The sequence below is a fragment of the Bradyrhizobium sp. MI1.3 genome, assembly GCF_055811695.1.
Map to the genome: position 1 here is coordinate 21,858 of NZ_JBVVPQ010000044.1, position 26,197 is coordinate 48,054.

The window sequence follows — 26,197 nt, forward strand, 5'->3', positions numbered from 1 at the left end:
TGGACTCCGGGCTCGCCCTTCGGGCGCCCCGGAATGACCGCGGGAGCTTACAACTCCACCACCACGTAGTCGCTCTCCACGCTGACCGGAATCGTCTCGGCGACATACGGCCCCTTCACCACGCTCGCACCCGGCTCGACATGAGCCGGGTAGGCCTTCACGCGGAAGCGGCGGGGGTCGCAGTAGGACTGGCCGGTACGGATGTCGAACTCCCAGCCATGCCAGGGGCAGCGAATGATCTCGCCGAGCTTGGTATATTCGATCTCGCCCGGATCCTTCGATTGCGCGAGCCCGATCAAGGGTCCCTCGCACAGCGCCGCGCCCTGATGCGGGCAGCGGTTCATCAGGCCGAAATATTCACCCTTGATGTTGAAGATTGCGATCGGCCGTCCGTCGATCTCCAGAAATTTTCGCGTGCCGGGCGGAAGCTCATCGACCGCGGCAATCACATGCCGCGCCATCAAGCGATCCCGTACAGCTTCTTCGCATTGCCGAGATAGAACGCCTCGCGGTTGTCGTCACTGACGCCCGCGGGCAACACGCGCGACGGCTCGTCGTAATCCCAGTGCGGATAGTCGGTGGCGAACAGGAGCCGGTCCCAGCCGATCCACTTGATGACGTCGAACAGGTCCTCGCGCCGCTCCGGATCCTCCATCGGCTGCGTCGTCCACCACACCTGCTCGCGGATATATTCCGACGGCGGCCGTTTGACATGCGGCACCTCGCTCCGCAGCCGCTGCCAGACTTTGTCGAGCCGCCACGCCAGCGACGGCGCCCAGCCGAAGCCGGCCTCGATCATCACCATCTTCAATTTCGGGAAGCGCTCGAACACGCCCTCCAGTACCAGGCTCGCAAGCGCCGATTGCTGGCACTGCGAGTGGCCGACCATCTCCTCGATGTAATAGGAAGGCCAGCCCGACGGCGTGATCGGGTTGCCGCCGAAGCCGAAGGCGTGGACGCCGACGGGAAGGCCGGCCTCTTCCGCGGCCTGATAGATCGGCCAGTAGCGGCGCTGGCCGAGCGGCTCGACATTGCGGCTGAGCAGCAGCACCTGGACGAAATTCTTGTCGCCGGCGCGCTCGCGGATTTCCGCGGCGGCCGACAGGCCGTCCTCATTGCCGACGACGATGGACGCCTTCAGCCGCTTGTCCTTGCTGGTCCATTTGTCGATCTGCCAGTCGTTGATCGCCGAGCACAAGGCGGCCGAGAGCTCGTGGTTGCGGATGCCCTGCCCGGTGTTGAGCGGATTGAGCACGCCGAGCTGCACGTTGTGGGGATCGAGCAGCTGCTTCTGCATGAAGGACAGCGAGGAGCCCTGCGGCCCGCCTTCCGGCGGATAGGCGTCGCGGCGCGAGGCGTTGGGTTGGGCCTTCGGATAGGGCGGACCTTCCATCATGCCCTGATAGGCATGGACGCCGTAGACTTCGAGATGATGCTGCCAGCGTTTGGCGAGGTAAGGATAGAGTTCGGCGCGGGTCGCGCGTGCCGGATGGATGTCGCAGTCCGCGATTGCGGTTTTGACGGTCAGTGGGGAAGCGGCTTCGGAGCTTTCGCGGAACTGAATATTCATCGCCTTGCCTCCTTTGGCAGCGGCTAAGTCAGGCGGGGATAGGTCGCATGCGGATTATCGATCATGATCTTGCGCACGAGATCGGGGGTGAGACCTGCGGGCAGCGCCTCCTGGCCGTCGAACTGCCAGTGCGGATAGTCGGTGGAGAATACGACCAATTCGTCCGACTGCATATGATCAAACAGGCGAATTAATGTCGTCTCGTCCGGCGGCGCATCGAATGGCTGTAACGAGAAGCGGATGTTGCTGCGCACAATGTCCAGCGGCGCGCGATCGACCCATGGCGTCTCCATCCGCACCCCACGCCAGAACTTGTGCAGGCGCCACAGAAATGGGGAGATCCAGGACACGCCAGATTCCAGCATCACCATCTTCAGTCGCGGATATTTGGCGAACACGCCCTCGACGATCAGGCTGGTGAGCTGGGTCTGGAACGCCTGGGCCTGACCGGCATAATCCTCGATGTGGTAGGAACCCCAGCCCACGGCGGTCGGCGGATTGTGATAGGCGGAACCGGCATGAATGCCGATCGGTAATTCCAGCCGTTCTGCCGCCTCATAGATCGGCCAGAGCGCGCGCTTTCCGAGCGGCGTATCGCCCATCACCAGCATCAGCACCTGCACGAAGCGGCGATCCGCCGCACAGCGCTCGATCTCGGCGACGGCCTTCTCGACGCTTTGGGTGGGGATCACGATCGAGCCGCGCAGCCGCGGGTCGCGATCGAGCCATTCCTTCACGAGCCAGTCGTTCAGTGCGCGGCAGAAGGCGGCCTGCAGATCCTCGGAAAACACCATCTGCACGCCATAGAGCGGATTGCAGATGGCATGCGAGAGCTGAAAGGGATCGAGCACATGGCGCTGCATGTCCGCAAGGCTCTCGCCCGGCTTGCCGCTTTCGGGGCGCCAGTCGGGCCGCGCCGTGATCGGCGAGTTCTGCGGGTAGGATTGCGAGATGAGATCGACCATGCCGCGCGTCGTCACCTGATCGCGCCAATAGTCGTTCAGGTACGGCAGCAGGCTGGTCAGATGCGGCACGGCCGGATGCACATCGCAATCCACCCCGCCGGCGATCAGGGACGCCATGACGTGTCCTTCACGTTTCCTCGTCGCGTCTTCTCGCGGGCGGCGCTTGGCCGCTCCGCCTCTTGACTGCCATTCAAGCAGGCCTGCCCGTTGGCTGCAACTCGGCCAAGGCCGCTGTCATATGCTAGAAAGGCCGAGCTCGGTTGCGAAGGCATAAGGGGTCAAGGAATGAAAGAGCTCGTCGGCGTTGCGGAACAGGTCGCAGCGAAACTGATAGCGCGCAAACAGACAATTGCCGTGGCGGAATCCTCGACCGGCGGCCTGATCTCGGCCAGCCTGCTCGCGGTGCCCGGCGCGTCCGCCTATTTCCTCGGCGGCGCCGTGGTCTACACCCGCGATGCCAGGCGCGTGCTGATGGATATTTCGGACGAAGGAATGAAGGGCTTTCGTTCCTCGTCGGAGCCCTACGCGCAGCTGCTGGCCGAGCGGATGCGCAGCCGCTTAAACTGCGACTGGGGCCTGTCCGAGACCGGCGCGTCCGGTCCCACCGGCAATCGCTACGGCGATGCGGCGGGCCACAGCTGCATGGCGGTCGCCGGGCCCGCGATCGAGGTGATGACGCTGGAGACGGGCAGCAACGACCGCTTGGCCAATATGCAGATGTTTGCGGCGACAGCGCTGAAATTGCTGCTGAAGAATCTGGAGCAGTGACCTGGCGCGCCGTCGCAACGACGAACGCATCAATCGTCGAACATCTTCGGCGGCACGAACCCGCCGAACTCGAGTTCGATCAGCTCGGCGAGCTTGAGCGGCGTCCGGTCCTCGAGGAAGGGCCCGATGATCCGCACGCCGACCGGCAGCCCGTCCTTCGACAGGCCGAGTGGAACAGCCGTTGCCGGCAGGCCCGTCAGCGTGGCAATGCCGGGCCACGCAAGCTGGTCCGGATAGGCGTGGTCCTTGCCGTCGATATTGATCCGGCGCTTTTCCTGCTCCGGCGAATGATCATGCGGATAGGCCGGCGTGGGCATGATCGGACAGATCACCGCATCGAATGTCCTGAACAGGTGTCGCCATTGCGCGCGTAGGCCGGCGCGGGCGCCTTCGTCGAATACCCAGGCCTGATGCGTGCTGGTGATACCACGCAGCCGTTCGGCAGCGAGGCTCTTGTCGTCGGGCGAGAGCTGCGCTGCACCGGCACGCGCGCCCGCGAGATCGTCCGGCGGAAGGAAGGCGCCGAGGAAGCTCATCAGCATGCGCATGTAGAGGCGAGAGGCATCGGTGAAGTCGGGAAACAGAGGGCTTTCCCGCGTGATGCTTGCACCTGCGCCCGCCAATTGTTTCGCCAGCTTCTCGATCGTGCTGCGAATATCGGCATTCGCAGGCAGCAGCGGATGGCTGTCGATCACCAGCACGCGGAAATCCTTCAGCGCGCGGTGTCGCGCCTCCGGCAGCGCGAGCTTGTATCCGATGCCCAGGTCCAACGGATCGGGGCCTGCCATCACGTCCAGGAGCAGGGGCAGGTCGACTGCGCTCCGCGCCATCGGACCGATCACCGCCATGTCGCGCTCCATCGGGATGGCCGGAAAGGGCGGCGGCGTGTGGCCGCGCGTTGGACAGAGATTGTAGGTCGGCTTGTGCGCATAGACCCCGCTGTGGAAGGCGGGCACGCGCAGCGAGCCGCCGATGTCGGACCCGAGCGAGAGTGGTCCGTAGCCTGCCGCCAGCGCCGCAGACGAGCCGCCCGACGAGCCACCCGGCGTGCGGCCGAGATCGAATGGATTGTTCGTCGTGCCGTAGATCTCGTTGTAGCTCTGCCAATCAGCTAACCCCACGGGCACGTTGGTTTTGCCGAGGATAACGCCACCGGCCTCCTTCACCCGGGCGATCGACAGCGCGTCGTCCGCCGGCTTGAAATCTTTCTGCGGCGTCCAGCCCCAGCTCGTGGGCAGGCCGGCGATGTTGAAGGATTCCTTGATCGTCATCGGCAGGCCGAGCAGCGGCTTGCGCTCGCCGCGCGCCAATGCGGCGTCCGCCTCGCGTGCGGCGTCCAGCGCGCGATCAAAATCCCGCACGCAGATCGCATTGACCTTGCCGTCGTGCCGTTCGATGCGATCGATCGCATCGCGGGTGAGCTCGACCGCGGAAACCTTCTTGGCGGTCAACGCGGCCGACAGTTCGACCGCGCTCTTGAAGCTCCATTCGGATTTGGCCATGGCGCATCTCCTGTTCTTCTTGTCGAACGATGATGCGCAGTTTGGCCCAGCACCGCAACCGCCGTTTGATCGCGATTGACATGTGAGCAAGACGGAACGCGGTGAGCCAAGCACCCACTCGCAGTCATCGCCCGGCTTGACCGGGCGATCCAGTATTCCACCGGCGCCGATCGGACGCGGAGAGGTCGCGGCGTACTGGATGCCCCGGTCAAGCCGGGGCATGACAACGTCCTACGCGGCGCCGATCAAGATCCCCACCGCCAGCACGATCGCGCCGCCGAGCACGATCTGGAACACGGCCTGGAGGAACGGCGTGTCCATGTAGCGCGCGCGGATGAAGGCGATCGCCCACAATTCGAAGAACACGACAATTCCGGCAATTCCGGTCGCGATCCAGAATGCGTTGGCCCAGCTATCGGGCACGAGATAGGGCAGGGTGTGCCCAAGGCCGCCGAGCGTCGTCATCAAGCCGCAGGTGAGACCGCGCAGCCAGGGCGAACCACGTCCGGTTAGCGAGCCGTCGTCGGACAGCGCTTCCGCAAAACCCATGCTGATGCCGGCACCGATCGAGGCGGCGAGGCCGACCAGAAATGTTTGCCAATTCTGATGCGTGGCGAAGGCAGCCGCAAACAGCGGCGCCAGCGTCGAAACCGAGCCGTCCATCAGGCCGGCGAGACCTGGCTGCACATATTGCAGCACGAACATGCGCCGGTTGGTGCGGTCTTCCTCGGCGCGCACGTCTGAACTCAGGATCTGGTCCGTTAGCTTCGCCGCCACCTCTTCGTGGCCTTTCTCGGCTTCGGCCAGATCGCCGAGCAGGCGGCGCACGCCGACATCTTGCGCCTGTTCAGCGGCCTTCACGTAAAAGCGCTCGGCCTGCAATTCCATTGTCTCGACTTCCCTGCGGATGGTGTCGAGCGGCAGGTTTTTGGTGAGCCAGACCGGACGGCGGCGCAGGAAGCCTTTGACATCCTCGCGGCGGATCGGGGGCAAATGCGGACCGAAGCGCTGCTCGTACATTTCCAGCAGCATGTGGCGATGGCCGCGCTCTTCCTCGGCCATCTGCTCGAAGATCTTGGCGGAGTCCGGATAGCGCTCCTTCAGGTCTTCGGCGAAGCTCATGTAGATGCGGCTGTCCTCCTCCTCGGAGGAGATCGCGACCGCAAGCACCTCGCGTTCGGTCAGATCGGCAAAATTCTTCACGGCGGCCCTGTCTGATTAGTTTAGAACAATTCTAAACTATATAGGGCGCTTGGGTTCCCGGGTCAAACCACGCCGCGGCTCTTTGCTAGGAAATCGAGTAGCAGTCGGCTTACCTCGGCCGGCTGCTCCTGCTGCACCCAGTGACCGGCGCCGTCGACGAGGTGGCAGCCGAGCAGCTTCGTGCAGGCCCGCGCCTGCATGGCCTCGAACACGCCGGGACGCTGGTAGGTGCCCCAATCCTGCTTGCCCGAGATGAAGCAGGAGGGGACGTCGATGGTGCGGCCGGCTAGCAACTGGAGCTGGTTGTTGAACGCACCCGATGTGCCGCAGCGATACCATTGCAGGCCGCCCTGGAATCCAGTGCGGCCATATTCGGCGCTGTAGTAGCCGAGCTCGCGGTCGGGCAGCCATTGATTGGCGGCGATCGCGGACGGCGATGGCATCTCCTTTGCGACCGTCTCGGCCATGGTCTCGTTCAGGTCCATCACATAATAGGTCGGCAGCTTCGCAAGCTCATTCGCCGACCAGGACTTCAGCGGATATGGCTTGTTGTCGGTCCAGTCCGCGCTCTTATGGTGATAGTAGGCCCGCAGGAAATCATGCACGCCCTGCGCCGCGCGGTGCATGTCGGCATTGGCCGGGCGTGTCGCATAGTACCACTGATAATGCTTGCGTGGACGCGGCAAGGCGGCGAGCTCGCGATGCACGGGGTCTTCGGACGGTGGCTTTGCCGGCGCGTCGATCGTGTTGAACGGCAGCGGCGGCGCTCCGCCGAACGGCGCGCTCATCATCGTCACCGAACGGAACACGTCGGGCCGCATCAGCGCGCACCAGGCCGCGACTGGGCTGCCGAAATCATGTCCGACCACATCGACTTGCCTGTACCCGAACGCCGACACCAGCCCGAGCGCATCCCGCACCAGGTTGAAGAGCGAAAACGGCGCGAGGTCGCCGTCATACTCCGCACTCCATCCCGTCGTCCGGCCATAGCCGCGCTGGTCCGGGGCGATCACGTGATAGCCGGCCGCGCTGAGCGCCGGCATCACCTTGCGCCAGGAGAAGGCGAGCTCGGGAAAGCCGTGCAGCAGCAGGATGCAGGGCCGCCCCTTGGTCTCGAAGCCTGCCTCCAGCACATGCAGGCGCAAGCCGTTGATATCGTCGACATAGCGTGAGCGGATGCCGGCGGGGAGAGGGATCTCGGGGAGGTTGGTCATTGCTTTCTCCACACGGGTGGAATCGTAGGGTGGGCAAAGGCGCGCTTCGCGCGCCGTGCCCACCATCATTCTATAACGCGTTTGGCATGGTGGGCACGCTTCGCCTTGCCCACCCTACGGGATCTCGGCTAGATCACACCGCCGCGCAGACGAAGCCGCTGCCCTTGCGCCGGATCTTTCCTACCGACGGCGAGGGGAAATGCGCGGTGCAGCACAGCGTGTCGGTGTCGCAATAGCGTTCCAGGAAGCTGCGGCGCGTCGTTGCCGCCTTGGCCTGATCGAGGTCGAATTTCACCGACATCTCCGGATAGAGCGTCTGGATCGGCGAGTGCATGAGGTCGCCGGAGAACACGGCGTCGTCCTTGCCGTGTCCCATCGTGATGGCGATATGGCCCGGCGTGTGGCCCGGCGTCGGCAGAATACGAACGTGATCGCCGATCTGGTGATCGTTGCCGACAAGCTCGTGGCGTTTGGCCTCGACCACCGGCAGCACGCTGTCCACGAACGGCGGCACCTCCGCCTTCGCATTCTGCTCGGTCCAATGATCGAATTCCTGCTTGGCGAAGACGTAGCGCGCTTTCGGGAAGGTCGGCACCCAGCGGCCGTTCTCCAGCCGCGTGTTCCAGCCGACGTGATCGACATGCAGATGCGTGCACATCACGAAGTCGATGTCGTCAGGCGAGAATCCGGCAGCGTTGAGTCCGCGCAGATAGGTGTCGTCGGTCTTCATGTTCCATTTCGGACGCTGCGGCCGCGGCTTGTCGTTGCCGATGCAGCTGTCGACCAGAATGGTGTGGTGCGGCGTCTTGATCACATAGGACTGGAAGCACAGCATCAACGTGTCGCTGTCATCCAGGGCTTTCGCCTGCCTCATCCACGCCCGGTTCTCAGCCAGCAGCTCCGGTGTCAGCCCCGGCAACATCTCCAGCGCCGGCACGAACGAGGTTTCCTGCTCGACGACGCGATGGATGGTGAGGTCGCCAACCGCGTATTTCAGGCTCATGCTCGCTTCCTTGCACTCAGCGTGCGTCACGCACGGATGGAATGACGATGTTGGAGAGGACGTCGATCGCGGCCAGCCCTTCCTTCGGCTGGCCGTATTGGGCAGCGGTGGTCATCATGACGAGATCAAGCTCGGGCACGATGAAAATGCGTTGTCCGCCCCAGCCGAAGGCGCCAACCCATTTGATTTCCCTCCCGCCGGCCAGCGAGCGGCCCATCCACCATTGATAGCCGTAGAACAGCGTGCCGCCGAAATAGCCGATCGCCTGGAAGCGCGGTGCGATCGATTGTGCAATCCAATCGGCCGAGACGATTTGTTGGCCGTTCCACTGGCCGCGATCGAGCACGAGCTGGCCGAGCTTGGCGGCATCTCGCGGACGCAAGCGCAGGCCGGCGGCCGCCGCGATCTTGCCGTTCTTCGGGTAGGCCTTCCACGCGAAATCGGCGATCCCGAGCCGCTGGAACAGCGCCTCGCGCGCAAACGTCTCCAGCGGCTTGCCCGAGACGCGTTCAAGGATATTGCCGAGCAGTTCAGTCCCGCCGCCATTATAGGTCCAGAGCACATCCGGCGGCGCGGCGACCGGCCTTCCGAGCACATAATCAATCGGATCGGCTTCAAAGGTGAGATGCGGCTCGTCGTTGTTCGGATCGGTCCATGCCCGCGCCTCGTCCCATTTCATTCCCGAGGACATCGTCAGCAGATGGCGCAGCGTGATGGCCTCCCAGCCCGCCTGCTTCACCGCCTGATGGTCGGGGAAGAATTTGAGCACAGGTTCGTCGACGCCTTCGATCAGCTTGCGATCGATCGCGATACCGATGAGCAGCGAAACGACACTCTTCGATGCCGAACGCATGTCGTGCTTCGTCGTCGCGGTGAATTCGTGCTGGCCTTCCGGCTGTCCCCAGGGTTGATCGTAGCCGGCGAAGTATTGCTCGAAGACGAGCTTGCCGTGGCGCGCGACGACAACCGAATGAACCGAAGTCGCGCGTTGTTCGAGTCGTGCGGCGATCCCGCAAAGTTTTGCGCCGTCCATGCCGACGCTGTCGGGCGACGCAGTCGTCCAGCCGTCGTCGGTTGACGATGGCGGCTCGCAGGCGAGGTTTCGCTGTCCAGGCACCATGCCGTCGGCTTGCACGGAAGTGGTTGAGACGGTCAACGCGAGCATGAGGCTCGCGCCGAGAATGCTGAGGCGGGGGAAGCGATCGCGCATCATCCTTCTCCCGCAGTCGCGATACTACGCCGCCGGCGGCACCGAGATCTTCACGGAGGGCCGCTCCAGCATCTTCTGGTGGAACGCGTCGAGCTTCGGATAGGCCTTGCGCCAGCCGCAATCGGCAAAGCGGAAGTCGGCATAGCCGAGCACGCAGACGAGGCCGATCTGCGAGATGTCGAAGGGGCCGTTCAGCACCTCGGGCATGTTCTCGAAGCGCGCCATTCCGGTCCAGGCCCGGTTCCAATGGTCGTCCGACCACGCCTGCCATTGCAGGCCCTGCGGCCGCACCATCTTCTCGTAGCGGCACAGCAGCATGGAATCGAGCATGCCGTTGATCAGGGCATGATTGGTCTTGGCCTTCCAGCGGCGCGGACCGTAGTCCGGGATCAGGCTGCCGCCGGCCATCTCGTTGAGATATTCGACGATGACGTACGAGTCCAAAATAACGTCGCCGTCATTGGTGATCAGGACCGGTAGCTTCTTCAGCGGCGTGATCTTCGAATAGTCCTCGTTGGCCGTGCCGGGCGCGACGGCTGCCGGCGTGAACTCGATCTTGTCGATCAGCCCGAGCTCGATCGCGGCGATGCGCACCTTGCGGGCGAAGGGCGAGGCGGGGGAGAAGGTGAGCTTCATGGCGAGTATCCAAAAAATGAAAGTTTTAGTTCGTCATTGCGAGGAGCGAAGCGACGAAGCAATCCAGGCTGTCTCCGCCGGACGATCTCTGGATTGCTTCGCTTCGCTCGCAATGACGGCGTGGCGACAGTGATGATCGCGGCTTACGCCGCGACGATCTCCTGGCGCTGCTCGCCGAGGCCCTCGATGCCGAGCGTGATGACGTCGCCGACATTGAGGAAGGTCGGCGGCTTCATGCCGAGGCCGACGCCGGGCGGGGTGCCCGTCGTGATGATGTCGCCCGGCAGCAGCGTCATGAACTGCGAGACATAGGAGATGCACTTGGCCATCGAGAAGATCATGGTCTTGGTCGAGCCGGTCTGGCGGCGCTGGCCGTTGACGTCGAGCCACATCGGCAGGTTCTGCACGTCCTTGATCTCGTCCTTGGTGGCGAGCCAGGGGCCGAGCGGGCCGAACGTGTCGTGCGACTTGCCCTTGGTCCACTGACCCAGGCGCTCGATCTGGAAGGCGCGCTCGGAGACGTCGTTGCAGACGCAGTAACCGGCGACGTGGTTGAGCGCGTCGGCTTCAGAGACGTATTTTGCGCGCGTGCCGATGATCGCGGCGATCTCGACCTCCCAGTCGAGCTTGGTCGAGCCGCGCGGCTTCTCGACGGCGTCGTTCGGGCCGGACAGCGAGGTGTTGGCCTTCATGAAAATGATCGGCTCGCTCGGGATCTCCGCGCCGGTCTCCTTGGCGTGGTCGCTGTAGTTGAGGCCGATCGCGACGAATTTCGACATGCCGGTGACGGGGGCGCCGAACCGCGGCTTGCCGGAGACGGCGGGCAGCGAGGCCGGATCGAGCGCCGCCAGCTTCTTCAGGCTCTCGGGCGAATAGGCCTCGCCGGTCAGGTCCTTCACATGCGCCGAAAGGTCGCGCAACTGGCCGGATTTGTCGATCAGGCCGGGCTTTTCCGCACCCTTCTCGCCATAACGAACAAGCTTCATTCTCGTTTCTCCCTGGACTGGACCGATCGGTTGAACAGCTTCATGGAACAGGGCGGCGGGAAATTCAACCGCTCAAAGAGGGGCGCATTGCAGCCCTCTCAATTCGGGAGGTTCGTCCGGGGCACGAGACTAGGCCAGCGCCTCGAACCTGAATGCGTCCCCGTCCCGCTTGATGTGCCCGGCCGAAAAATGCCCGCCGATCACCAGCGTCGGGGTGTCGGCAAACCGGCCGAACAATTCGCGCCGCGTCGCGGCAGATTGGCTTTGGTCGGAATCCGCGGTCGAGGACCAGCCGAGATGCGCCATCTGACAGGGATGATGGGCAACGTCGCCCGTCAGCAGTCCCTGCTCGCCGTCCGACTGGATCAGAATGCTCATATGCCCGGGGCTGTGGCCGGGGGTCGGGATCATGCTGATCTCCTCGCTGAGCCGGTGGTCGCTCGCGACCAACTCGGCCCGGCCGGCATCGACGATCGGCTTCACGGAATCGCCAAACACGGCCTGCTTGTCCGGCTCGGTGGAATGGTCGCGCCAATGCTCGTACTCGGTCTTGCCGAAGACATAGCGCGCGTTGGGGAAGGTCGGCACCCACTTGCCGTCAACCCATTTCGTGTTCCAGCCGACATGATCGACATGAAGATGCGTGCACAGCACGGTATCGATACTCTCCGGCGGAAAGCCCGCCGCAATCATCGTCTCCAGGAACGGCGTGGTGCGATTGTTCCAGGTCGGGACGTTGCGGCCCTGCTTGTCGTTGCCAAGCCCGGTATCGACCACGATGCGGTGCGAAGGCGTCTCCACCACCAGCGAATGGATCGACATTTTCAGCCGGCCTTCTTCCGTGGCGAAATGCGGGATCAGCCAAGGCAGCTTCTGGATTTCTGCATTGCTCGCCAAGGGCAGAATGAAGCGGGTCGAGCCGACCGTCTCCAATTCCACGATCTTGCTGATTTTGACCCTGCCGACCTTCCACTGCATCCGGCGCATCCTCATGTTCTTGCTTTGGCGGGGAACATGCGCAGTTTCGCCGTCAGGCGCAATGGATCATCTGACGCGGTGCGGCGTTATCGCGGGAACCCAGGGAAAGACAAAGGGCCAGCCATGCCAGAGCTTGCGATTTCCGCGGAGAAGGTCGCCTTCATCATCGAAAAGGCGCGTGAATTCGACGTCAAGCAGGCGGATTCCGATCCAGATTCAGGCTCGAACGCGACTGATGACGACGCGGTCGACGTCCTCGAGGATGACGGCTCCGATCCGGTCGTCAACGAGCTCGGAAGTTTCATCGTGGCCTTGAACGAGGACGAGCAGATCGATCTCGTCACACTGACCTGGCTCGGCCGCGGCGACGGCACGATCGACGATTGGGACGATTTGCGCGCACGCGCGGTGGAGGCGCGCGCGGAGTATCGCAGTCCCCGGCGCGAAACGGCGCATTATCTGCTGGGTGAGCCGATGCTGGGCGATCTGCTCGCCGACGGGCTCGACGAATTCGGCGTCGACTGGACCGACGGAAACCCAGTCGCCGATTCATCCAGTCCGAGCCAGCGGGACGAAGACGAGCCCACCAAGCAACAGCGGTGATTCCGGCCGATATCAGCGCGCGCAGTCGACGACCACGGTGCCGAGCTTGTCGCCTTTCTCGACGGCGATATGGGCCTGCGCCGTCTCCGACAGCGCAAACTGCGCCGCGACATTGTGGATTCGCGGCCCCGCCGCCAGCCAGTTCGAGATGTCGGCCTGCGCCGCCGCGAGCAACGCCGGCGGCAGCGCGAACAAGACGAGCGAGCGGAGCGTGATGCACTTCTCCATCAGCTCGCGCATCGGCACGGTCGGCGTGCGGTTGCCATTCGTGGCGTAGACCGCGATGGTCGAATTCATGGCCATCAACTTCAGCGTCGTCGCAATGTTGCCGCCGAAATCGACATCGACCAAGTGGTCGACCCCGCGTCCGCCGGTGAAGGCCATCGCCTTGGCAACGACATCTTCGTCCCTGTAATTGACCACGAGATCGGCACCGGCTTGTCGCGCCTGCTCGCCTTTCATCGCCGAGCTGACGGTCGCGATCACCTGCGCGCCGCCCCATTTCGCGAGTTGCACGGCGTAATGCCCGACGGCACCCGCGCCGCCGGTGACCAGCACTGTCTTGCCGACGATCGGCCCGTCCGCAAACAGGGAGCACCACGCCGTCATTGCGGGAATGCCCAGCGTCGCGCCTTCCGCAAAAGAGAGATTGTCCGGCAGCGGCGTCACCAGGTGCTCGGCAAGCGCGATATGTTCGGCCGCGGTGCCAAAGGCGCGGCCGTTGCGCTGGCCGTTGAACAGCCAGACCCTGTCGCCGATCTTGAACCGTGTCGCGCCATCGCCGATCTGGTCGATAAAGCCGGCGCCATCGCTGTTCGGAATGACACGCGAAAATTCCTTCGCGCGATAGCTGCCCCCGCGCCGGCCGACATCGGCCGGATTGACGCCGGAGGCTTCCAGGCGAACACGAACTTCGCCTGGACCTGCGACCGGCGTCGCCATCTCACCATAGGTGAGGACGTCCGCCGCCGGTCCTGTCTCCTCGTACCAGACTGCTCTCACAGCGTTCCTGGGAATGCACCGCCATCGAGCAGAAGGTTCTGCCCGGTGATGAAGCCCGCCTTGGCGCCGCACAGGAAGGCGCAGGCGTAGCCGAACTCGTCGGGGTCGCCGAAGCGGCCCGCGGGATTGAGCTTGGCGCGCTCGGCCAGAACCTGGTCCGGCGTGATGCCGCGCTTCTCGGATTCGCCTTTCGCGGTGCTGCGCAGGCGGTCGGTCTCGAACGGGCCCGGCAGCAGGCCGTTGATGGTGACGTTGTTGATCACGGTCTTGCGCGACAGGCCGGCAATGAAGCCGGTGAGGCCGGCGCGCGCGCCGTTGGAGAGACCGAGAATGTCGATCGGCGCCTTCACCGCGGCCGAGGTGATGTTGACGATGCGGCCGAATTTGCGCGTCATCATGCCGTCCACGGTCGATTTGATCAGCTCGATCGGGGTCAGCATGTTGGCGTCGATCGCCTTGATCCAGTCGTCGCGGGTCCAGTTGCGGAAATCGCCGGGCGGCGGTCCGCCGGCATTGTTGATCAGGATATCCGGCTCGGGGCAGGCCTTCAGCACGGCCTCGCGGGCCGCCGGCGTCGTGATGTCGCCGACGATCTCGGTGACGGTCACATCAGGATAGGCCTTGCGGATGTCGTCGGCCGTCTTCTTCAGGGCCTCGGCGCCGCGCGCGGTCAGCGTGACGTGAACGCCGGCCTCGGCCAGCGAGATGGCGCAGGCGCGTCCGAGGCCTTTGCTGGATGCGCAGACGATGGCGCGGCGACCTTTGATCCCAAGATCCACTGTTTCACTCCCGTAATGTCAGCTAGGTTTTTAGAGCCGCTATTCTAGCCAACCTTGGCGCCGCTGATAAGGGATTGGCTCGCATCAAAATGCATGCACGCTCGCGCGGCGATGCAAATGTGCGGGCATCATCAGATGTGCCGCTCCTGCTTGAGACGGTCGATCGCGGAGGCCGCCTCCGGCGGCAGCGACTTGAAGCCCATCCGGCCGACCGTCGAGAACAGCGGCCGCAGGTGCGAACCGGCGAGAAACGGCGGCTCGCGGTTAGCCGGCACGATCTGGTCGAACACCAGCACCAGGGTGGTGGCGACGAGGCCGACCCTGATGGCGCCGAGCGCTGCGCCGCCAAGCCGGTCGCCGATGCCGGCCTGCCGTATCGTGTCGCTCAGCGCCAGCCGGCCGAGATGTCCAAACAGCATGCCGACTACCACGAAGATGCTGAAGAACCAGAGCCAGTTCTGCAACAGCGGCGCATTCGGATTGCCCGCGACCTGAGGGACGATCAGCGGCATCAACGCGACGGCGATGGGGGCGGCGAGGAGATAGGCCAGGATCGTCATGGCGCTGCCGAGCAGGCCGGTCCTGAAACCGAAGCCGATCGCGATGACGAACGCCGCATAGACGGCGAGATCGAAACTGTTCATGCGCGGGAGCCTGCCATGGAACGAGTGAACGCAGAACCAATCATTCCGGTTTCAGATCGTTAAAATCGTCTGTACTTTTCCTGGCTCCGACAGCTCAGGAGACACTACCGCATCTCCGCCCTGATCATATCCGCCGCCTTCTCCCCGATCATGATGGTCGGCGCATTGGTGTTGCCGCCGATCAGTGTCGGCATGATCGAAGCGTCGACGACGCGCAGACCCTCGACGCCGTGCACCTTCAGCGCCGGATCGACCACGGCCATCGCGTCGGTGCCCATCTTGCAGGTGCCGACGGGATGATAGACGGTGTCGACACGCGCGCGCAGGATGGCGCGGATGTCGTCGTCCGTTCTCACATCGGACGTGAACATGTCCTTCTTCTGCAACGCGCGCATCGCGGGCGTCTCCATCAGCCGCCGCGTGGTCTTGAAGCCGGCGACCATCGTCTCGAGATCCTCCGCCTCGCCCAAGAAATTCGGATCGATCATCGGCGCCGCCAGCGGATCGGCGCTTTTCAGCCAGACGCTGCCACGGCTCTTCGGCCGCAACAGGCAGACGTGGCACGAGAAGCCCGCCTCCTTGTGCTTCTTGCGGCCGTGATCGTCGAGCATCGCGATGATGAAGTGCAGCTGGATGTCGGGCACATCGAGGTCGGCTCGGGTCTTCAGGAAGCCGCCACACTCGGCGAAATTGGTGGTCATCAGTCCGCGCCGGTCCCGGCGATATCGCTGGATGGCGCGGAGCAGGGATGGCAGCCGGCCGAGCGATGAGTGGACGAAGTGCGGATAGTCGGAGGCGTAGACGAACACGAAATCCGGATGATCCTGCAGATTGCGTCCGACGCCCGGCAAATGATGCACGACGCCGATGCCGTGCGCGGCGAGCGCCTCGCCGTCGCCGATGCCCGACAGCATCAGCAATTGCGGTGACTGGAAGGCGCCGGAGGCGAGGATCACCTCGCGCCGCGCGCGCAGCTGCTTTGTCTGCTTGCCCTGGATGTATTCGATGCCGACCGCGCGCCCACCTTCGAACAGGATGCGCGTGGCATGCGCCTGCGTCTCGACACGCAGATTGGCGCGCTTGTCCATGTGGGGATGCAGATAGGCGCGTGCCGCACTCCAGCGCTCGCCATTGTGCTGCGTCACCTGGTAGCTGCCGAGCCCTTCGTGGTCGTCTTCGTTGAAGTCCTCGCGGATGCGAAACTGCGCCTCGCGGGCGGCCTGATGGAAGACGTCGTGGATCGGATTGTCCGAGCGCAGCCGGTTGACATGCAGCGGGCCGCCCTTGCCATGATAGGCGCCGTCGAAATCGGCGTTGTTCTCGGAAGCCTTGAAATAGGGCAGCACGTCCGCGTACGACCAACCGGCATTGCCGAGCGAGGCCCAGTGGTCGTAGTCCCATTTGTTGCCGCGGATGTAGACCATGGCATTGATCGCCGAGGACCCGCCGAGCCCCTTGCCGCGCGGTTGATAGCCGATACGGCCGTTCAATCCCTTCTGCGGCACGGTATCGAAGCCCCAGTTCGCGACCTTATATGGCAAAGCGAGTCCGAACGGCGTGGTGATCCGCCAATTGTCGTTCCGTCCGCCGGCATCGAGCAGCGTCACGGATGTCCCCGCATCCTCCGACAGCCGCCCCGCCACCGCGCAGCCGCCGGAGCCCGCGCCCACGACGACGAAATCGAATGTGTCCGTCACTGATGTTTCCCCCTCTTGCATTTTTCTTCTCGTCATTGCGAGCAAAGCGAAGCAATCCAGAATCCCACCGCGGAGACAGTCTGGATTGCTTCGCTGCGCTCGCAATGACGGGCAATTACGACATGAACCGCATCATCTTCTCCAGCCGCGCGATCTTGCCGCCGTAGGGCGGATAGAGGTCGGCGAGCCGGTTGAATTTCGAACGATAGAACACCGGCTTCAGCTTGCTGAAGGTGCGAAAGCCCCATTCGCCGTGATAGGCGCCGGTGCCGGATGCGCCGACGCCGCCCATCGGCTGGTTGATCTGCGCGAAGTGGAACAGGCAGTCGTTGATGGTGACGCCGCCGGAGACGGTACGCGCCAGCACCTCGTCGCGCGCATTGCGGTCCTTGCCGAACCAGTACAGCGCCAGCGGCCGGTCGCGGGCGTTGACGAAGGCGATGGCGTCGGCCGGTTCGCGATAGCCGAGCAGCGGCAGCACCGGTCCAAAAATCTCCTCCTGCATCACCGCCATGTCTGCGGTCGCGCCCGCGATCAGCGTCGGCGGGAATTTGCGGTGCGCCTTCCAGTTGGGATCGTCCGGCTTCGCCGGCTGCAGGATCTTGGCGCCGCGACGTGCCGCGTCCGCGACGAGATTTTCCAGCCGCGCATAATGTCGGTCGGAGATCACGGAGGTGTAGTCCTTGTTGGCGGGGTCGGTGCCGAACATGCGCCGCATCTGCGCGCGCAGTTTTTCGGCGAAGGCCTGCAGCGAGCGCTCGGGCACCAGCACATAGTCGGGCGCGATGCAGGTCTGCCCGGCGTTGAGCAGCTTGCCGTAGGCGATGCGCTCGGCGGCCTCTTCGAGGTCGGCCGAGGCGTCGATGATAACAGGCGACTTGCCGCCGAGCTCGAGCGTGACGGGCGTGAGATTGCGCCCCGCGGCCTCCGCCACCAGCCGTCCCACCCGGGTCGAGCCGGTGAACACCAGATGATCGAACGGCAGGTGTGCGAAGGCCTTCGCGACCTCGTCCTCGATGCCGGTGACGAACAGCTCCGCAGCGTCGAACCGCGCGGCGATCGCCTCCTTCAGCAGGCTTGCGAAATGGGCAACGTGTTCGCTCGGCTTGATGATGACACGGTTGCCGGCGGCGAGCGCGCCGATGGCGGGCGCGAGCGTCAGCTGCAGCGGATAATTCCACGGCGCGATGATGCCGACGACGCCGAGCGGCTGCGGCATCAGCCGGTTGCGCGCGGGCAGGAATTGCAGCGCCGTCGAAACGCGCTGCGGCGCCATCCAGCTGTTGAGGTGTTTCGTCGCATGACGGATCTCGGAGAACACCATCATGGTCTCGGCGATATTGGTCTCGACCGCGCAGCGGTGGCCGAAATCGGCCGAGATCGCCTGCCGGAAGCGCTCCTCGTTGTCGGCGACGACAGTGCGCAGCCGTGCCAGCCGGTCGAGCCGCTCGGCGAGGCCGGGCGCCGGCTCGGCCCGCGACCGCGCGACCATGGCATGGAAGGCGTCTTCGAGGGCTCGCAACGGGGCGCTCAGCGGGGATCGGTCCAAGGGGCGATCCGAGGGGCCGTCCAGGGCGTGGTCCATGGCGTTCTCCCCTTTTAAGTGGCGTTTCCGCGCGGTTTTGTTGCCAGCAAGCTGGCCCCTTGTGGAACTTCTGGCAAGGGCGGGCCAAACAGGCCGCAAATTCGTCCACCGCGCTGTCATAAAGTCGAAAAAAACGTCCCCGCAGCCCTTTCCAAAGGCACGTCGGGTTGGTACATACCGCCCGCACCCAACGGGCTTTGCCCGGGGTTGCCTTCCAAGGAAGCCTTCGGGACGGACGAAGCAAGCCACGCGAACAGCGCCGGCCCTTCATTCACCGTCCCCGGCACTTTCACGAAGGCAAAGCAACGGTTAACGCGGGGTGGAGCAGCCCGGTAGCTCGTCAGGCTCATAACCTGAAGGTCATAGGTTCAAATCCTATCCCCGCAACCAAGTTCGGACCTTACCGGTCCCGATCCGAAAATGGCCCGCGCTGAGCGGGCCATTTTTGTTTTGGCCGCGCTCCGGTGAAAACGTCGGCCGCAGCTTACGCAAGAGTGGGGGACGCCTCACTCCGGATAGCTAAGGATCATCTTCAGTAGCTTCGGAAACCGCGCATTGATGTCCTCTTCGCGCAGGACATTGCGGTGCTGGACGCCTTGCTTGGACGTCCGGATCAGGCCGGCCTCGCGCAGGATGCGAAAATGGTTCGACAGGGTCGACTTCGCCATGTCAGGGCAGGGCGCCGCCTCGGTGCACGACATGCAATCGTTCTGTGCGGCCAGGCTTTTGACGATCCGCAGCCGCATAGGGTCCGCGAGCGCTCCCAGCACCCCAGCCAATGAAATCTCGCTCCGCGGTGGGTGAACGAACTGCACCATGCACAAAATATAGCACCTCCCTTGAACTCATTCAATAGTTCATTAGTATTGAACTATTGAATATCGGCGTCGTGCCGGATGATGGAGAAGGTGATGACCAAGAGACTCGAAGGAAAAGTTGCGCTCGTGACCGGCGCATCCAAAGGCATCGGTGCCGAAATCGCCGCCCGGCTCGCGGCCGAGGGCGCGGCGGTCGCCGTCAATTACAGCTCCAGTAAGCAGGCCGCCGACCGCGTGGTCGCCGCCATCGTCGCCAAGGGTGGCAAAGCCGTCGCGGTCCACGGCAATCTGGCCGACGCCAAGGACGTGACAAGCGTGGTCGCAGAGACCGTAAAGGCGTTCGGCGCGATCGATATCCTCGTCAACAACGCGGGCATTTACGAATTCGCCCCGCTGGAGGCCATCACGCCTGAGCATTTCCATAGGCAATTCGACCTCAATGTGCTTGGCCTGCTGCTGGTCTCGGGCGAAGCGTCGAAGCACTTCAACGCCAATGGCGGAAGCATCATCAACATCAGCTCCGGCGTATCGACCATCGCGCCGGCGAACACAGCCGTCTACACCGCGACCAAGGCGTCGGTGGATGCAATCTCCGCCGTCCTGGCGAAGGAGCTGGCGCCGCGCAAGATCCGCGTCAACGCCGTCAACCCGGGCATGATCGCCACCGAAGGCGTCGTCTCGGCCGGCCTGCACGAAGGTGACATGCGCAATTGGATCGAATCCACCACCCCGCTTGGCCGCATCGGCAAGGTCGAGGAGATCGCTGCCGCGGTGGCCTTCTTCGCTTCGGACGACGCATCGTACGTCACGGGCGAGACGCTTCACGTCACCGGCGGCCTTCGCTGAACTTGTCGGCTTAAGGAGGAAATGGCGCGCCTTGCGCGCGCCATTTTTGCTCGGAGCGCAAAGGCAGCTCAGAACTGCGCAATAGCCTTCCCGTCCGCCGCCGACCAGGATCGACAGCGCCTCGGCGTGCGGGGAGATCCGGGAGTCATTGCCTCCCCCGTGCCTGTCGGCGAGCGCGGGAGGTGCGGCAGCCATTCTGACGCGTCGAATGCATCCGAAGTTCAGGGTCTGTGCGGACAGACCATCGTCAGATAGAGCAGCGTCGGCGCCTTGTCCTCGCCATCGCAATACTCCCACTCCAGCCGAATCTCATGCCGTGCGCATAGGCGTCGCTCGCCTTGTGCGTGACGATCTTCGTCTTCATCGGGATCGGCGGCTCGGAGTTGAAGCACTTCCGGACGCAAGCATCAAGCAGATCGCATCGCGTCAAGGGGATGACGCCCGGCTCGTCTTTGGACAACGGGATCGTGTTGGGCTGGGTGCTGAGGTCGACGCGAGCCCGGCCCTTTTCCTTGTGCCAGTACGCCCCGCTCCCGGCGGGCCATTTGTCCGCCGGCGTCAGGATCAGGTGATACTGCCCGTATTCCAGGGTCGGCAAGTGGATGTCCGGGGACGCCTTGAGGATGTCCACGCTCCGCTGCATGTTTTCCAGCGGAAAATAATTGTCGTTCATCAAATCTTTGAATGGCTCTTCGCTATATACTCTCGCGCCCATTGTCTTTCCTCCAAATCTGGCGTCGCCGGGCGCAATATTTGGCTGTCCGGCAACACCGACCCACCCAATAGCCCGCCTTGCGCGGAATGAAGTTACCACCCAGCAGCGTACCCCGTCCATCCAAGGACCCTTCGTCAAGTGCGGTCTGTCGATTGTGTGCCGGTGTGCTGATTGCTTGGCAGCCGTCATCGAGTAGTCTTACATTCGTTGCTCGCGGCCTCTTGCACGAGCCAGGCCGCAACCGCTCGAAGGCGCTGGAATGCACTGCTTCACATGCCAGTCTACAATCACCCCAGGCGACAGCTGGTGCGCCAAATGCGGGGCGGCCGTGCGTCACCGCGTCGAACCGGATAGCGAGCGGCGGTTTGTGACGATCCTTCGTGCGGATGTCATCGATTCCACCGGTCTTGTTGCCGAATTGGAGCCGGAGGAAGCGGTCTCTCGCTTGGAGCCCGCACTGGCTGCCATGAGGGGCGCGGTGCGTCAGTTCGGAGGCATCGTCAGCAAGGAGCTTGGCGACGGAGTGGCAGCGGTGTTTGGTGCCCCGATCGCCGATGACAACCATGCCCCGCTGGCGTGCCATGCGGCCATCGAGCTCGTCCGGCGGGTTGCAGGCCTGGGGGATGCCGGGCTTCAGGTCAGGATCGGCCTGCATTCCGGACACGTCGTCGCCTATATGGTCGCCAGCGAATTCTCCAAAGTCTACGAGATCGGCGGCGCCGCCCAACATCTGGCCGCGCGGCTGGAAGCGGCGGCAGAAGCCAACCAGATCTACGTGTCGGAAGCTTGCCAGCAACTCGCGGACGGGCACGTCCGCTTCGATTTTCTGGGCCGCAAGGCATTGCGTGGCTTCGCGGAGCCCCTGCCGGTCTACCGGGTCATGGGCGCGAGCGACCTTTCGAGCTGGAGAGTGCGGCGGGCACGCAGTATTTCTCGGTTCGTCGATCGAACTGTCGAGCGCGCCTTGTTGAGACGCACGGCGGATAATGCCGGCTCGAGCCGACAGACCGTTCTTCTGCTGGGGGACGCTGGCATAGGAAAGTCACGACTGGCGCACGAATTTGCCCAGGACCTGAAGGCCGCGGGTTGGCGCCTGATCGATGCGGAGTGCAGCCCGAATTTGCAGGGAGCGCCATTCAGCACGCTCAAACGCGTGCTGCTTTCGATTTTTGAGACGACAGCAAGGGAAATGGGCAGCGCACGCGACCCTCGGTCCGATTTGCCGGTGATCGAACAATGCGCCGTCGAGGCTGTGCTGGACCTTCCGATCTCGCATCCGCAGTGGGATGAACTGGAGCCTCACGCGCGAGGACGTGCAATTTCCGACGCGAGCTGCGCCATTGTCGGGAGTGTAGCGCGTCACCAGCGCACAGTGCTCCTGATCGAGGACCTGCATTGGATCGATCGGGCCAGCGATACTGTGGTGGCTGCTCTGTCGTCACTACAGGCCGCCGGTCTTCTTGTGCTCCTTACAAGCAGGCCGGACGGCATGCCATTCTGGGTCGCGCGCTGCCAGGCTGAAGTCGTTGCGATGCGCCCATTGGACAATGATTCCAGTCGGGACATGCTGGGCGACATGCTCGGGTCATCGGACAATGCCGATCTGAAAGACCGGATCATTTCTCATACGGCCAACGTCCCACTCTTTATCGAGGAGGTCTGCCGTGGCCTCAAGGACAACGGCACGCTTCGGGGCCAGTGGGGCGACCTCGCTTTGGTCCGTCCGATCGACGAGCTTGGAATTCCCACGAGTATCCAGGGGGTCATTGCTGCGCGGCTCGATCGCTTGGCGAGGCCGGAACGCCAAATCTTGCAGATCGCGGCTACTCTGGGGCGACGATCCAGCGAAGCCATATTACGGAGCGTCGCGGCGCTCCCCGAAGACGTCTTTCAGACCTCCTTGGCGGCGCTTGATCGAGTCGATCTGCTGGTCAGGATCGATAGCGAATTGGAGAGCGTTCTTGAGTTTCGGCACGACATGGTCCGCCAAGTGACCTACGAATCGATGGTCGAAAAAGTGCGTGAAAGCATTCATTCGCGCATTCTATCGGCGCTAGAGTCCGACGGACGAAAATCCAGCGATTCTGACGAGCTTTGTTATCATGCGACTCGTGCAAAGGATTGGGACAGGTCCTTTGTCCACGGCCGGGCGGCAGCGCAAAAGTGTCTGGCTCGTTCTGCGTTTTCAGATGCTGCCACCTACTTCCAAACCGCGATGAAGTCGCTGGATATGATGCCGACGGGGCCTTCGCGTGAAGCTCGCGCGATAGATGTTCGTATCGAAGCACGCTCGGCCTTCATGGCGTCTGGATTGGTGGCCGAATGGTTTGAGCTTGGAAGAGAAGCGGAACGGCGGGCTAATGTCATAGATGATACTGCAAGAAAGATCGCCGCCATGACCGTCAGAGCGGCCGCCCAGAACTTTTACGGTACGCCGATCGAGGCGGTTGCAACCGGTGAACAGATCGTCAGCCTTGCGGAGCACGGGGGAGATCTCGGATGGCTCAACGTTGCGCTGTATGGCTTAGGGCAGGCCTATTTCCTCGCCGGACGCTACCGGGAAGCAGAGCGGACGGTCGCAAGAGCCTGCTATCGACTGGAGGGGCCAAATGCCGACGCCCCCAAGAGCACCATGCCTAAATATGTGCTCCTGCTCTGCTGCATGATGAAAAGCTTCACCCACACGGTGATGGGCGAGTTCGATCTCGCCGAGCAGCTTCAGCAACAGGCCGCCGCGATCGCGGAGGAAACCGGCCGCCCCTACGACCGTGTCGCCGCGGCCTATAGCGGCGGCTGGCTGATGCTCGGCCGCGGCGAGCCGGCGGCGGCCGCGGCCATTCTCGAGGACGGTTTTGTCCTGGCGCAGAAGCACGGCATCCGGCTGTTCGTGCCGGTGCTCGCCTGCCATCTCGGCATGGCCTATCTGGAGCAGGGGCTGTTCGACCGCGCGCGCGGCATGCTGACAGAGGCGCGGGAGGAGGCCAAGGCGGTCGGCTATACCTCGGCGGTGCTGCGCAGCTCGATCTACCTGGCGCTCGCCACCCACCGTCTCGGCGACGTCCAGGCCGCGCAGAACATGCTGCGCGAGGCGCGCAACACCGCGCGGCAACAGGGGTTCTCCGGGCTGGAGGCGGAGGCCCTGTTCGGCGAGGCCGTGGTGACGCCGCCGTTGGATGCGGAGGCCAAGGCGGCGATCCTTGGCGCCCTGCGCGCGACCATCGCGATCGCCGCCGAGAGCGGCGCGCTGCCGCTGCGGCACAAAGCCGAGGCGATGCTCAACGAAATGCAGGCGACCGATGACGAGCTCAGCTGACGGCAGCGGTGGCCGGGCCGCCATCGCGGGCCAAATCTGCCCGACGCGTCAAATAAATTCAGTAATCTTCGCAAGGACTTAGCTACTGTGCATGGGGTTGTTTTCGCTCTTTTATTTTGAAGGGCCCCCCATGGTGCAGCGCGGAGGACGGCACGCTGGTGCGGCCCGCTCCGATGACTATGCCCTTGCACGCGCAGCAAGGTCGGCTACCGTCGGCCCTGGCCACACGGCCAGGCGACTTTTGATTTCAATTTTTTAGCATCCGATTTTCCGGCGCCGCGACGGCGCGACGCCCACCGAACGAGGCGGGGCCATGATCACACGGGACCAGTCAGCGCTGCTCGCGCCGGTCGAGCGCGACCTGCGGCTCGATCTCTTCCGCGGCATCGGTCTGTGGATGATCTTCCTCGACCACATCCCGCACGACGTCGTGGCCTGGCTGACCTTGCGCAATTACGGCTTCAGCGACGCCGCCGAATTCTTCGTCTTCATCTCCGGTTATCTGGTCGGCTGGATCTACGGCCCGATCGTCGCGGGCGGCTGGTTTGCCGCCGCGCTGAAGCGGCTGTGGCGGCGCGCGGTCGAGATGTATGTCGCCCACATCATGCTGTTCCTGCTGTTCACGGCACAGATCGCCCGCACCGCGCGCCGCTTCGACAATCCGATGTACGAGCACGAGTTCAATGTCTTCAATTTCCTGTCGCATCCGGACGAGCTGATCGGGCAGGCGATCCTCCTGAAGTACAAGCCGGTCAATCTCGACGTGCTGCCGCTCTACATCACGCTGGTGTTCGCCTCGCCTTTCATCGTGTGGTGCCTGGTGCGGCGGCCGAACCTGACGCTCGCCGCGTCCGTGGTGCTCTACGTGCTGGCGCGCTGGTTCGACTGGAACGTCGCCTCCTATCCGCCCGGCACGCACTGGTACTTCAATCCGTTCTGCTGGCAGCTGATGTTCGTGTTCGCGGCCTGGTGCGGCATCGGCCAGATCGACAAGATCGCGAGATGGGTGTGGTCCAAGGCGGCAATGACGTTGGCCGCGGCCTGGCTGGCGTTCGCGCTGCTGATCGTGATGACCTGGCACGTCCCCTCGCTCGATGCCCTGATCCCGAAATGGATGATCAAGGCGATCTACCCGATCGACAAGACCGACCTCGACATGCTGCGCTTCACGCATTTCCTGGCGCTGGCAATCTGGGTGACGCACCTCATCTCGCGCAAATGGCGGACCCTGCACGGGGCCTGGCTGCGCCCCGTGATCCTCTGCGGTCAGCATTCGCTGCCGATCTTCTGCCTCGGCGTCTTCCTGTCGTTCTCGGCGCACTGGATCCTGACGCAATACACCAAGGGCGTATGGGAACAGCTCGCGGTCTCCGTCGTCGGCATCGTCATCATGATCGCCGCCGCCTGGCTGCTCGACCGGGCCGAACGGGTGCCGAACCTGTTCGTGAAGGTGACGGAGATCGAGGAGGCCGACACCGTCCTGGAAAGCGCGCCCGCGGACAGGTCTGCCGTGGCGCCCGCGGGTCATTGAGGATCGCCGGCCTGCATTTTCGTGGAGAGATCCAACGGAGAAGTTTATGTCCAGACTTGTGTTGACGATCGCCGGCACCCTCCTGCTTCTGATCTCGGGTGCATCGGCGCAAGCACCCTCGCCGGAGGCGATGAGCGCGGCGCGCAAGCTCGTGGTCACCCTGAAGATCGCGGATCAGTATCGCGCGCTGTTGCCGCAGCTCCTGCTCAAGCTGAGGCCCGTGGTCGCGCAGGACAGGCCGGAGATCGAACGCGACTATGACGCAGTGACGGCACCCGGCTCCGAGATCTACACTCCGGCCCTCACCTCGATGATCGACCAGGTCGCCGCTCTCTACGCCCAGAGCTTCAGCATCGACGAGCTGCGCCAGATCGAGGCCTTCTATGTCCAGCCGGCCGGGAAGAAGCTTCTGGAGAAGTCGGATGCGCTGGCGCAGGCAAGCGCGCAGATCGGCCAGGACGTCGGCCAGAAGACGGCCGACGAATTGAAGCAGCGTCTCATCGAGGCGCTGCGCCAGAAGGGGCACAAGCTCTGAGCTTGCCGCGCTCGCTGGCTGATTGACGCGGCCAGCGCCCGCGCGGCTCGACGTGTTCTTGGGGCCGCAAATCTATCTCGGCGCCTCCGGCGTG

The 26,197-nt window shown here is 63.7% G+C and carries 23 protein-coding genes, 1 tRNA gene and 1 pseudogene; 7 read left to right on the forward strand and 18 right to left on the reverse strand.

The window, feature by feature from the left end:
* Positions 1 to 47: 47 nt before the first annotated feature.
* Genes AC0L3A_RS27040 through AC0L3A_RS27050 form a run of 3 tightly spaced genes read right to left on the reverse strand, consistent with a single transcriptional unit; the run spans position 48 to position 2,652 of the window.
* On the reverse strand, positions 48 to 461 hold the full coding sequence (locus AC0L3A_RS27040) for a Rieske (2Fe-2S) protein (RefSeq protein WP_007599578.1): 414 nt from the start codon (positions 459 to 461) through the stop codon (positions 48 to 50).
* Positions 461 to 1,570, reverse strand: a complete 1,110-nt coding sequence (locus AC0L3A_RS27045; RefSeq protein ID WP_219682963.1) for an amidohydrolase family protein — start codon at positions 1,568 to 1,570, stop codon at positions 461 to 463. Before AC0L3A_RS27045 ends, AC0L3A_RS27040 begins: the two co-directional genes overlap by 1 nt.
* Positions 1,571 to 1,593: 23 nt before the next feature.
* The gene (locus AC0L3A_RS27050) at positions 1,594 to 2,652 is read right to left on the reverse strand and encodes an amidohydrolase family protein (RefSeq protein ID WP_007599583.1); all 1,059 of its coding nucleotides are present in this window, start codon (positions 2,650 to 2,652) and stop codon (positions 1,594 to 1,596) included.
* A gap of 168 nt (positions 2,653 to 2,820) precedes the next feature.
* On the opposite strand from AC0L3A_RS27050, the gene AC0L3A_RS27055 reads away from it, so the two are divergent.
* Complete coding sequence (locus AC0L3A_RS27055; protein WP_007599585.1) at positions 2,821 to 3,303, forward strand: CinA family protein; 483 nt, start codon at positions 2,821 to 2,823, stop codon at positions 3,301 to 3,303.
* Between the two features lie 29 nt (positions 3,304 to 3,332).
* On the opposite strand, the gene AC0L3A_RS27060 is transcribed toward AC0L3A_RS27055, so the two are convergent.
* The 8 genes from AC0L3A_RS27060 to AC0L3A_RS27095 all read right to left on the reverse strand — a co-directional run bounded on the left by AC0L3A_RS27060 (position 3,333) and on the right by AC0L3A_RS27095 (position 12,035).
* Entirely contained in the window at positions 3,333 to 4,805 is a 1,473-nt protein-coding gene (locus tag AC0L3A_RS27060) for an amidase (RefSeq protein WP_473255462.1), read from the reverse strand.
* A gap of 231 nt (positions 4,806 to 5,036) precedes the next feature.
* Positions 5,037 to 6,008, reverse strand: a complete 972-nt coding sequence (mbfA, locus tag AC0L3A_RS27065) for an iron exporter MbfA (RefSeq protein WP_219682962.1) — start codon at positions 6,006 to 6,008, stop codon at positions 5,037 to 5,039.
* 62 nt (positions 6,009 to 6,070) lie between these two features.
* Positions 6,071 to 7,222, reverse strand: a complete 1,152-nt coding sequence (locus AC0L3A_RS27070; RefSeq protein ID WP_007599588.1) for an alpha/beta hydrolase — start codon at positions 7,220 to 7,222, stop codon at positions 6,071 to 6,073.
* Between the two features lie 133 nt (positions 7,223 to 7,355).
* Positions 7,356 to 8,225, reverse strand: coding sequence for an MBL fold metallo-hydrolase (locus AC0L3A_RS27075; RefSeq protein ID WP_007599589.1), 870 nt, complete (start codon positions 8,223 to 8,225; stop codon positions 7,356 to 7,358).
* Positions 8,226 to 8,241: 16 nt separating this feature from the next.
* Entirely contained in the window at positions 8,242 to 9,438 is a 1,197-nt protein-coding gene (locus tag AC0L3A_RS27080) for a serine hydrolase domain-containing protein (RefSeq protein WP_354127142.1), read from the reverse strand.
* 21 nt (positions 9,439 to 9,459) lie between these two features.
* Positions 9,460 to 10,071: a glutathione S-transferase family protein gene (locus AC0L3A_RS27085; RefSeq protein WP_007599593.1), complete on the reverse strand. Its 612-nt coding sequence runs from the start codon at positions 10,069 to 10,071 to the stop codon at positions 9,460 to 9,462.
* A 143-nt stretch (positions 10,072 to 10,214) separates the two neighbouring features.
* A complete protein-coding gene (locus AC0L3A_RS27090) occupies positions 10,215 to 11,057 on the reverse strand; it encodes a fumarylacetoacetate hydrolase family protein (RefSeq protein WP_007599594.1) in 843 nt (280 codons plus the stop codon).
* 129 nt (positions 11,058 to 11,186) lie between these two features.
* Positions 11,187 to 12,035, reverse strand: a complete 849-nt coding sequence (locus AC0L3A_RS27095; protein ID WP_354127143.1) for an MBL fold metallo-hydrolase — start codon at positions 12,033 to 12,035, stop codon at positions 11,187 to 11,189.
* Positions 12,036 to 12,158: 123 nt separating this feature from the next.
* Here AC0L3A_RS27095 and AC0L3A_RS27100 point away from each other — a divergent pair, with 123 nt between their 5' ends.
* The gene (locus AC0L3A_RS27100; protein ID WP_007599599.1) at positions 12,159 to 12,638 is read left to right on the forward strand and encodes a DUF3775 domain-containing protein; all 480 of its coding nucleotides are present in this window, start codon (positions 12,159 to 12,161) and stop codon (positions 12,636 to 12,638) included.
* A gap of 12 nt (positions 12,639 to 12,650) precedes the next feature.
* On the opposite strand, the gene AC0L3A_RS27105 is transcribed toward AC0L3A_RS27100, so the two are convergent.
* From AC0L3A_RS27105 to AC0L3A_RS27125, 5 genes are all read right to left on the reverse strand, one after another.
* Positions 12,651 to 13,640 carry an NADPH:quinone reductase gene (locus AC0L3A_RS27105; RefSeq protein WP_354127144.1) on the reverse strand — a complete coding sequence of 330 codons (990 nt, stop codon included), beginning with the start codon at positions 13,638 to 13,640 and terminating at the stop codon, positions 12,651 to 12,653.
* Complete coding sequence (locus tag AC0L3A_RS27110; RefSeq protein WP_354127145.1) at positions 13,637 to 14,419, reverse strand: SDR family oxidoreductase; 783 nt, start codon at positions 14,417 to 14,419, stop codon at positions 13,637 to 13,639. Before AC0L3A_RS27110 ends, AC0L3A_RS27105 begins: the two co-directional genes overlap by 4 nt.
* Positions 14,420 to 14,550: 131 nt before the next feature.
* Positions 14,551 to 15,063, reverse strand: coding sequence for a CvpA family protein (locus tag AC0L3A_RS27115; protein WP_219682958.1), 513 nt, complete (start codon positions 15,061 to 15,063; stop codon positions 14,551 to 14,553).
* Between the two features lie 104 nt (positions 15,064 to 15,167).
* Positions 15,168 to 16,760 (reverse strand): GMC family oxidoreductase, encoded by a 1,593-nt coding sequence (locus tag AC0L3A_RS27120; RefSeq protein ID WP_354127146.1) that lies wholly within the window; start codon positions 16,758 to 16,760, stop codon positions 15,168 to 15,170.
* Positions 16,761 to 16,875: 115 nt separating this feature from the next.
* A complete protein-coding gene (locus tag AC0L3A_RS27125) occupies positions 16,876 to 18,345 on the reverse strand; it encodes a coniferyl aldehyde dehydrogenase (protein WP_354127147.1) in 1,470 nt (489 codons plus the stop codon).
* Positions 18,346 to 18,658: 313 nt separating this feature from the next.
* On the opposite strand from AC0L3A_RS27125, the gene AC0L3A_RS27130 reads away from it, so the two are divergent.
* A tRNA-Met gene (locus AC0L3A_RS27130) sits at positions 18,659 to 18,735 on the forward strand.
* Between the two features lie 116 nt (positions 18,736 to 18,851).
* On the opposite strand, the gene AC0L3A_RS27135 is transcribed toward AC0L3A_RS27130, so the two are convergent.
* Positions 18,852 to 19,163 carry an ArsR/SmtB family transcription factor gene (locus AC0L3A_RS27135; RefSeq protein WP_035973552.1) on the reverse strand — a complete coding sequence of 104 codons (312 nt, stop codon included), beginning with the start codon at positions 19,161 to 19,163 and terminating at the stop codon, positions 18,852 to 18,854.
* A 93-nt stretch (positions 19,164 to 19,256) separates the two neighbouring features.
* Here AC0L3A_RS27135 and AC0L3A_RS27140 point away from each other — a divergent pair, with 93 nt between their 5' ends.
* Positions 19,257 to 20,009, forward strand: a complete 753-nt coding sequence (locus AC0L3A_RS27140; protein ID WP_106942175.1) for an SDR family NAD(P)-dependent oxidoreductase — start codon at positions 19,257 to 19,259, stop codon at positions 20,007 to 20,009.
* Between the two features lie 221 nt (positions 20,010 to 20,230).
* Here the strand turns inward: AC0L3A_RS27140 and AC0L3A_RS27145 are convergent.
* Positions 20,231 to 20,724 (reverse strand): annotated as a pseudogene (locus tag AC0L3A_RS27145) (hypothetical protein).
* A 259-nt stretch (positions 20,725 to 20,983) separates the two neighbouring features.
* Between AC0L3A_RS27145 and AC0L3A_RS27150 the strand changes: the two are divergent.
* The 3 genes from AC0L3A_RS27150 to AC0L3A_RS27160 all read left to right on the forward strand — a co-directional run bounded on the left by AC0L3A_RS27150 (position 20,984) and on the right by AC0L3A_RS27160 (position 26,103).
* On the forward strand, positions 20,984 to 24,037 hold the full coding sequence (locus tag AC0L3A_RS27150; RefSeq protein ID WP_354127149.1) for an ATP-binding protein: 3,054 nt from the start codon (positions 20,984 to 20,986) through the stop codon (positions 24,035 to 24,037).
* A 313-nt stretch (positions 24,038 to 24,350) separates the two neighbouring features.
* The gene (locus tag AC0L3A_RS27155; RefSeq protein ID WP_007599617.1) at positions 24,351 to 25,568 is read left to right on the forward strand and encodes an OpgC domain-containing protein; all 1,218 of its coding nucleotides are present in this window, start codon (positions 24,351 to 24,353) and stop codon (positions 25,566 to 25,568) included.
* A 46-nt stretch (positions 25,569 to 25,614) separates the two neighbouring features.
* On the forward strand, positions 25,615 to 26,103 hold the full coding sequence (locus AC0L3A_RS27160; RefSeq protein ID WP_219682953.1) for a DUF2059 domain-containing protein: 489 nt from the start codon (positions 25,615 to 25,617) through the stop codon (positions 26,101 to 26,103).
* Positions 26,104 to 26,197 lie beyond the last annotated feature (94 nt).

What these genes read in the sequence shown, in the direction of transcription:
- AC0L3A_RS27155 (WP_007599617.1), top strand. Translation starts at nt 24,351, where the DNA reads ATGATCACACGGGACCAGTCAGCGCTGCTCGCGCCGGTCGAGCGCGAC.
- AC0L3A_RS27125 (WP_354127147.1), bottom strand. Translation starts at nt 18,345, where the DNA reads ATGGACCACGCCCTGGACGGCCCCTCGGATCGCCCCTTGGACCGATCC.
- AC0L3A_RS27070 (WP_007599588.1), bottom strand. Translation starts at nt 7,222, where the DNA reads ATGACCAACCTCCCCGAGATCCCTCTCCCCGCCGGCATCCGCTCACGC.
- AC0L3A_RS27040 (WP_007599578.1), bottom strand. Translation starts at nt 461, where the DNA reads ATGGCGCGGCATGTGATTGCCGCGGTCGATGAGCTTCCGCCCGGCACG.
- AC0L3A_RS27115 (WP_219682958.1), bottom strand. Translation starts at nt 15,063, where the DNA reads ATGAACAGTTTCGATCTCGCCGTCTATGCGGCGTTCGTCATCGCGATC.
- AC0L3A_RS27150 (WP_354127149.1), top strand. Translation starts at nt 20,984, where the DNA reads ATGCACTGCTTCACATGCCAGTCTACAATCACCCCAGGCGACAGCTGG.
- AC0L3A_RS27045 (WP_219682963.1), bottom strand. Translation starts at nt 1,570, where the DNA reads ATGAATATTCAGTTCCGCGAAAGCTCCGAAGCCGCTTCCCCACTGACC.
- AC0L3A_RS27135 (WP_035973552.1), bottom strand. Translation starts at nt 19,163, where the DNA reads ATGGTGCAGTTCGTTCACCCACCGCGGAGCGAGATTTCATTGGCTGGG.
- AC0L3A_RS27085 (WP_007599593.1), bottom strand. Translation starts at nt 10,071, where the DNA reads ATGAAGCTCACCTTCTCCCCCGCCTCGCCCTTCGCCCGCAAGGTGCGC.
- AC0L3A_RS27140 (WP_106942175.1), top strand. Translation starts at nt 19,257, where the DNA reads ATGACCAAGAGACTCGAAGGAAAAGTTGCGCTCGTGACCGGCGCATCC.
- AC0L3A_RS27160 (WP_219682953.1), top strand. Translation starts at nt 25,615, where the DNA reads ATGTCCAGACTTGTGTTGACGATCGCCGGCACCCTCCTGCTTCTGATC.
- AC0L3A_RS27100 (WP_007599599.1), top strand. Translation starts at nt 12,159, where the DNA reads ATGCCAGAGCTTGCGATTTCCGCGGAGAAGGTCGCCTTCATCATCGAA.
- AC0L3A_RS27055 (WP_007599585.1), top strand. Translation starts at nt 2,821, where the DNA reads ATGAAAGAGCTCGTCGGCGTTGCGGAACAGGTCGCAGCGAAACTGATA.
- AC0L3A_RS27090 (WP_007599594.1), bottom strand. Translation starts at nt 11,057, where the DNA reads ATGAAGCTTGTTCGTTATGGCGAGAAGGGTGCGGAAAAGCCCGGCCTG.
- AC0L3A_RS27095 (WP_354127143.1), bottom strand. Translation starts at nt 12,035, where the DNA reads ATGCAGTGGAAGGTCGGCAGGGTCAAAATCAGCAAGATCGTGGAATTG.
- AC0L3A_RS27060 (WP_473255462.1), bottom strand. Translation starts at nt 4,805, where the DNA reads ATGGCCAAATCCGAATGGAGCTTCAAGAGCGCGGTCGAACTGTCGGCC.
- AC0L3A_RS27075 (WP_007599589.1), bottom strand. Translation starts at nt 8,225, where the DNA reads ATGAGCCTGAAATACGCGGTTGGCGACCTCACCATCCATCGCGTCGTC.
- AC0L3A_RS27050 (WP_007599583.1), bottom strand. Translation starts at nt 2,652, where the DNA reads ATGGCGTCCCTGATCGCCGGCGGGGTGGATTGCGATGTGCATCCGGCC.
- AC0L3A_RS27080 (WP_354127142.1), bottom strand. Translation starts at nt 9,438, where the DNA reads ATGATGCGCGATCGCTTCCCCCGCCTCAGCATTCTCGGCGCGAGCCTC.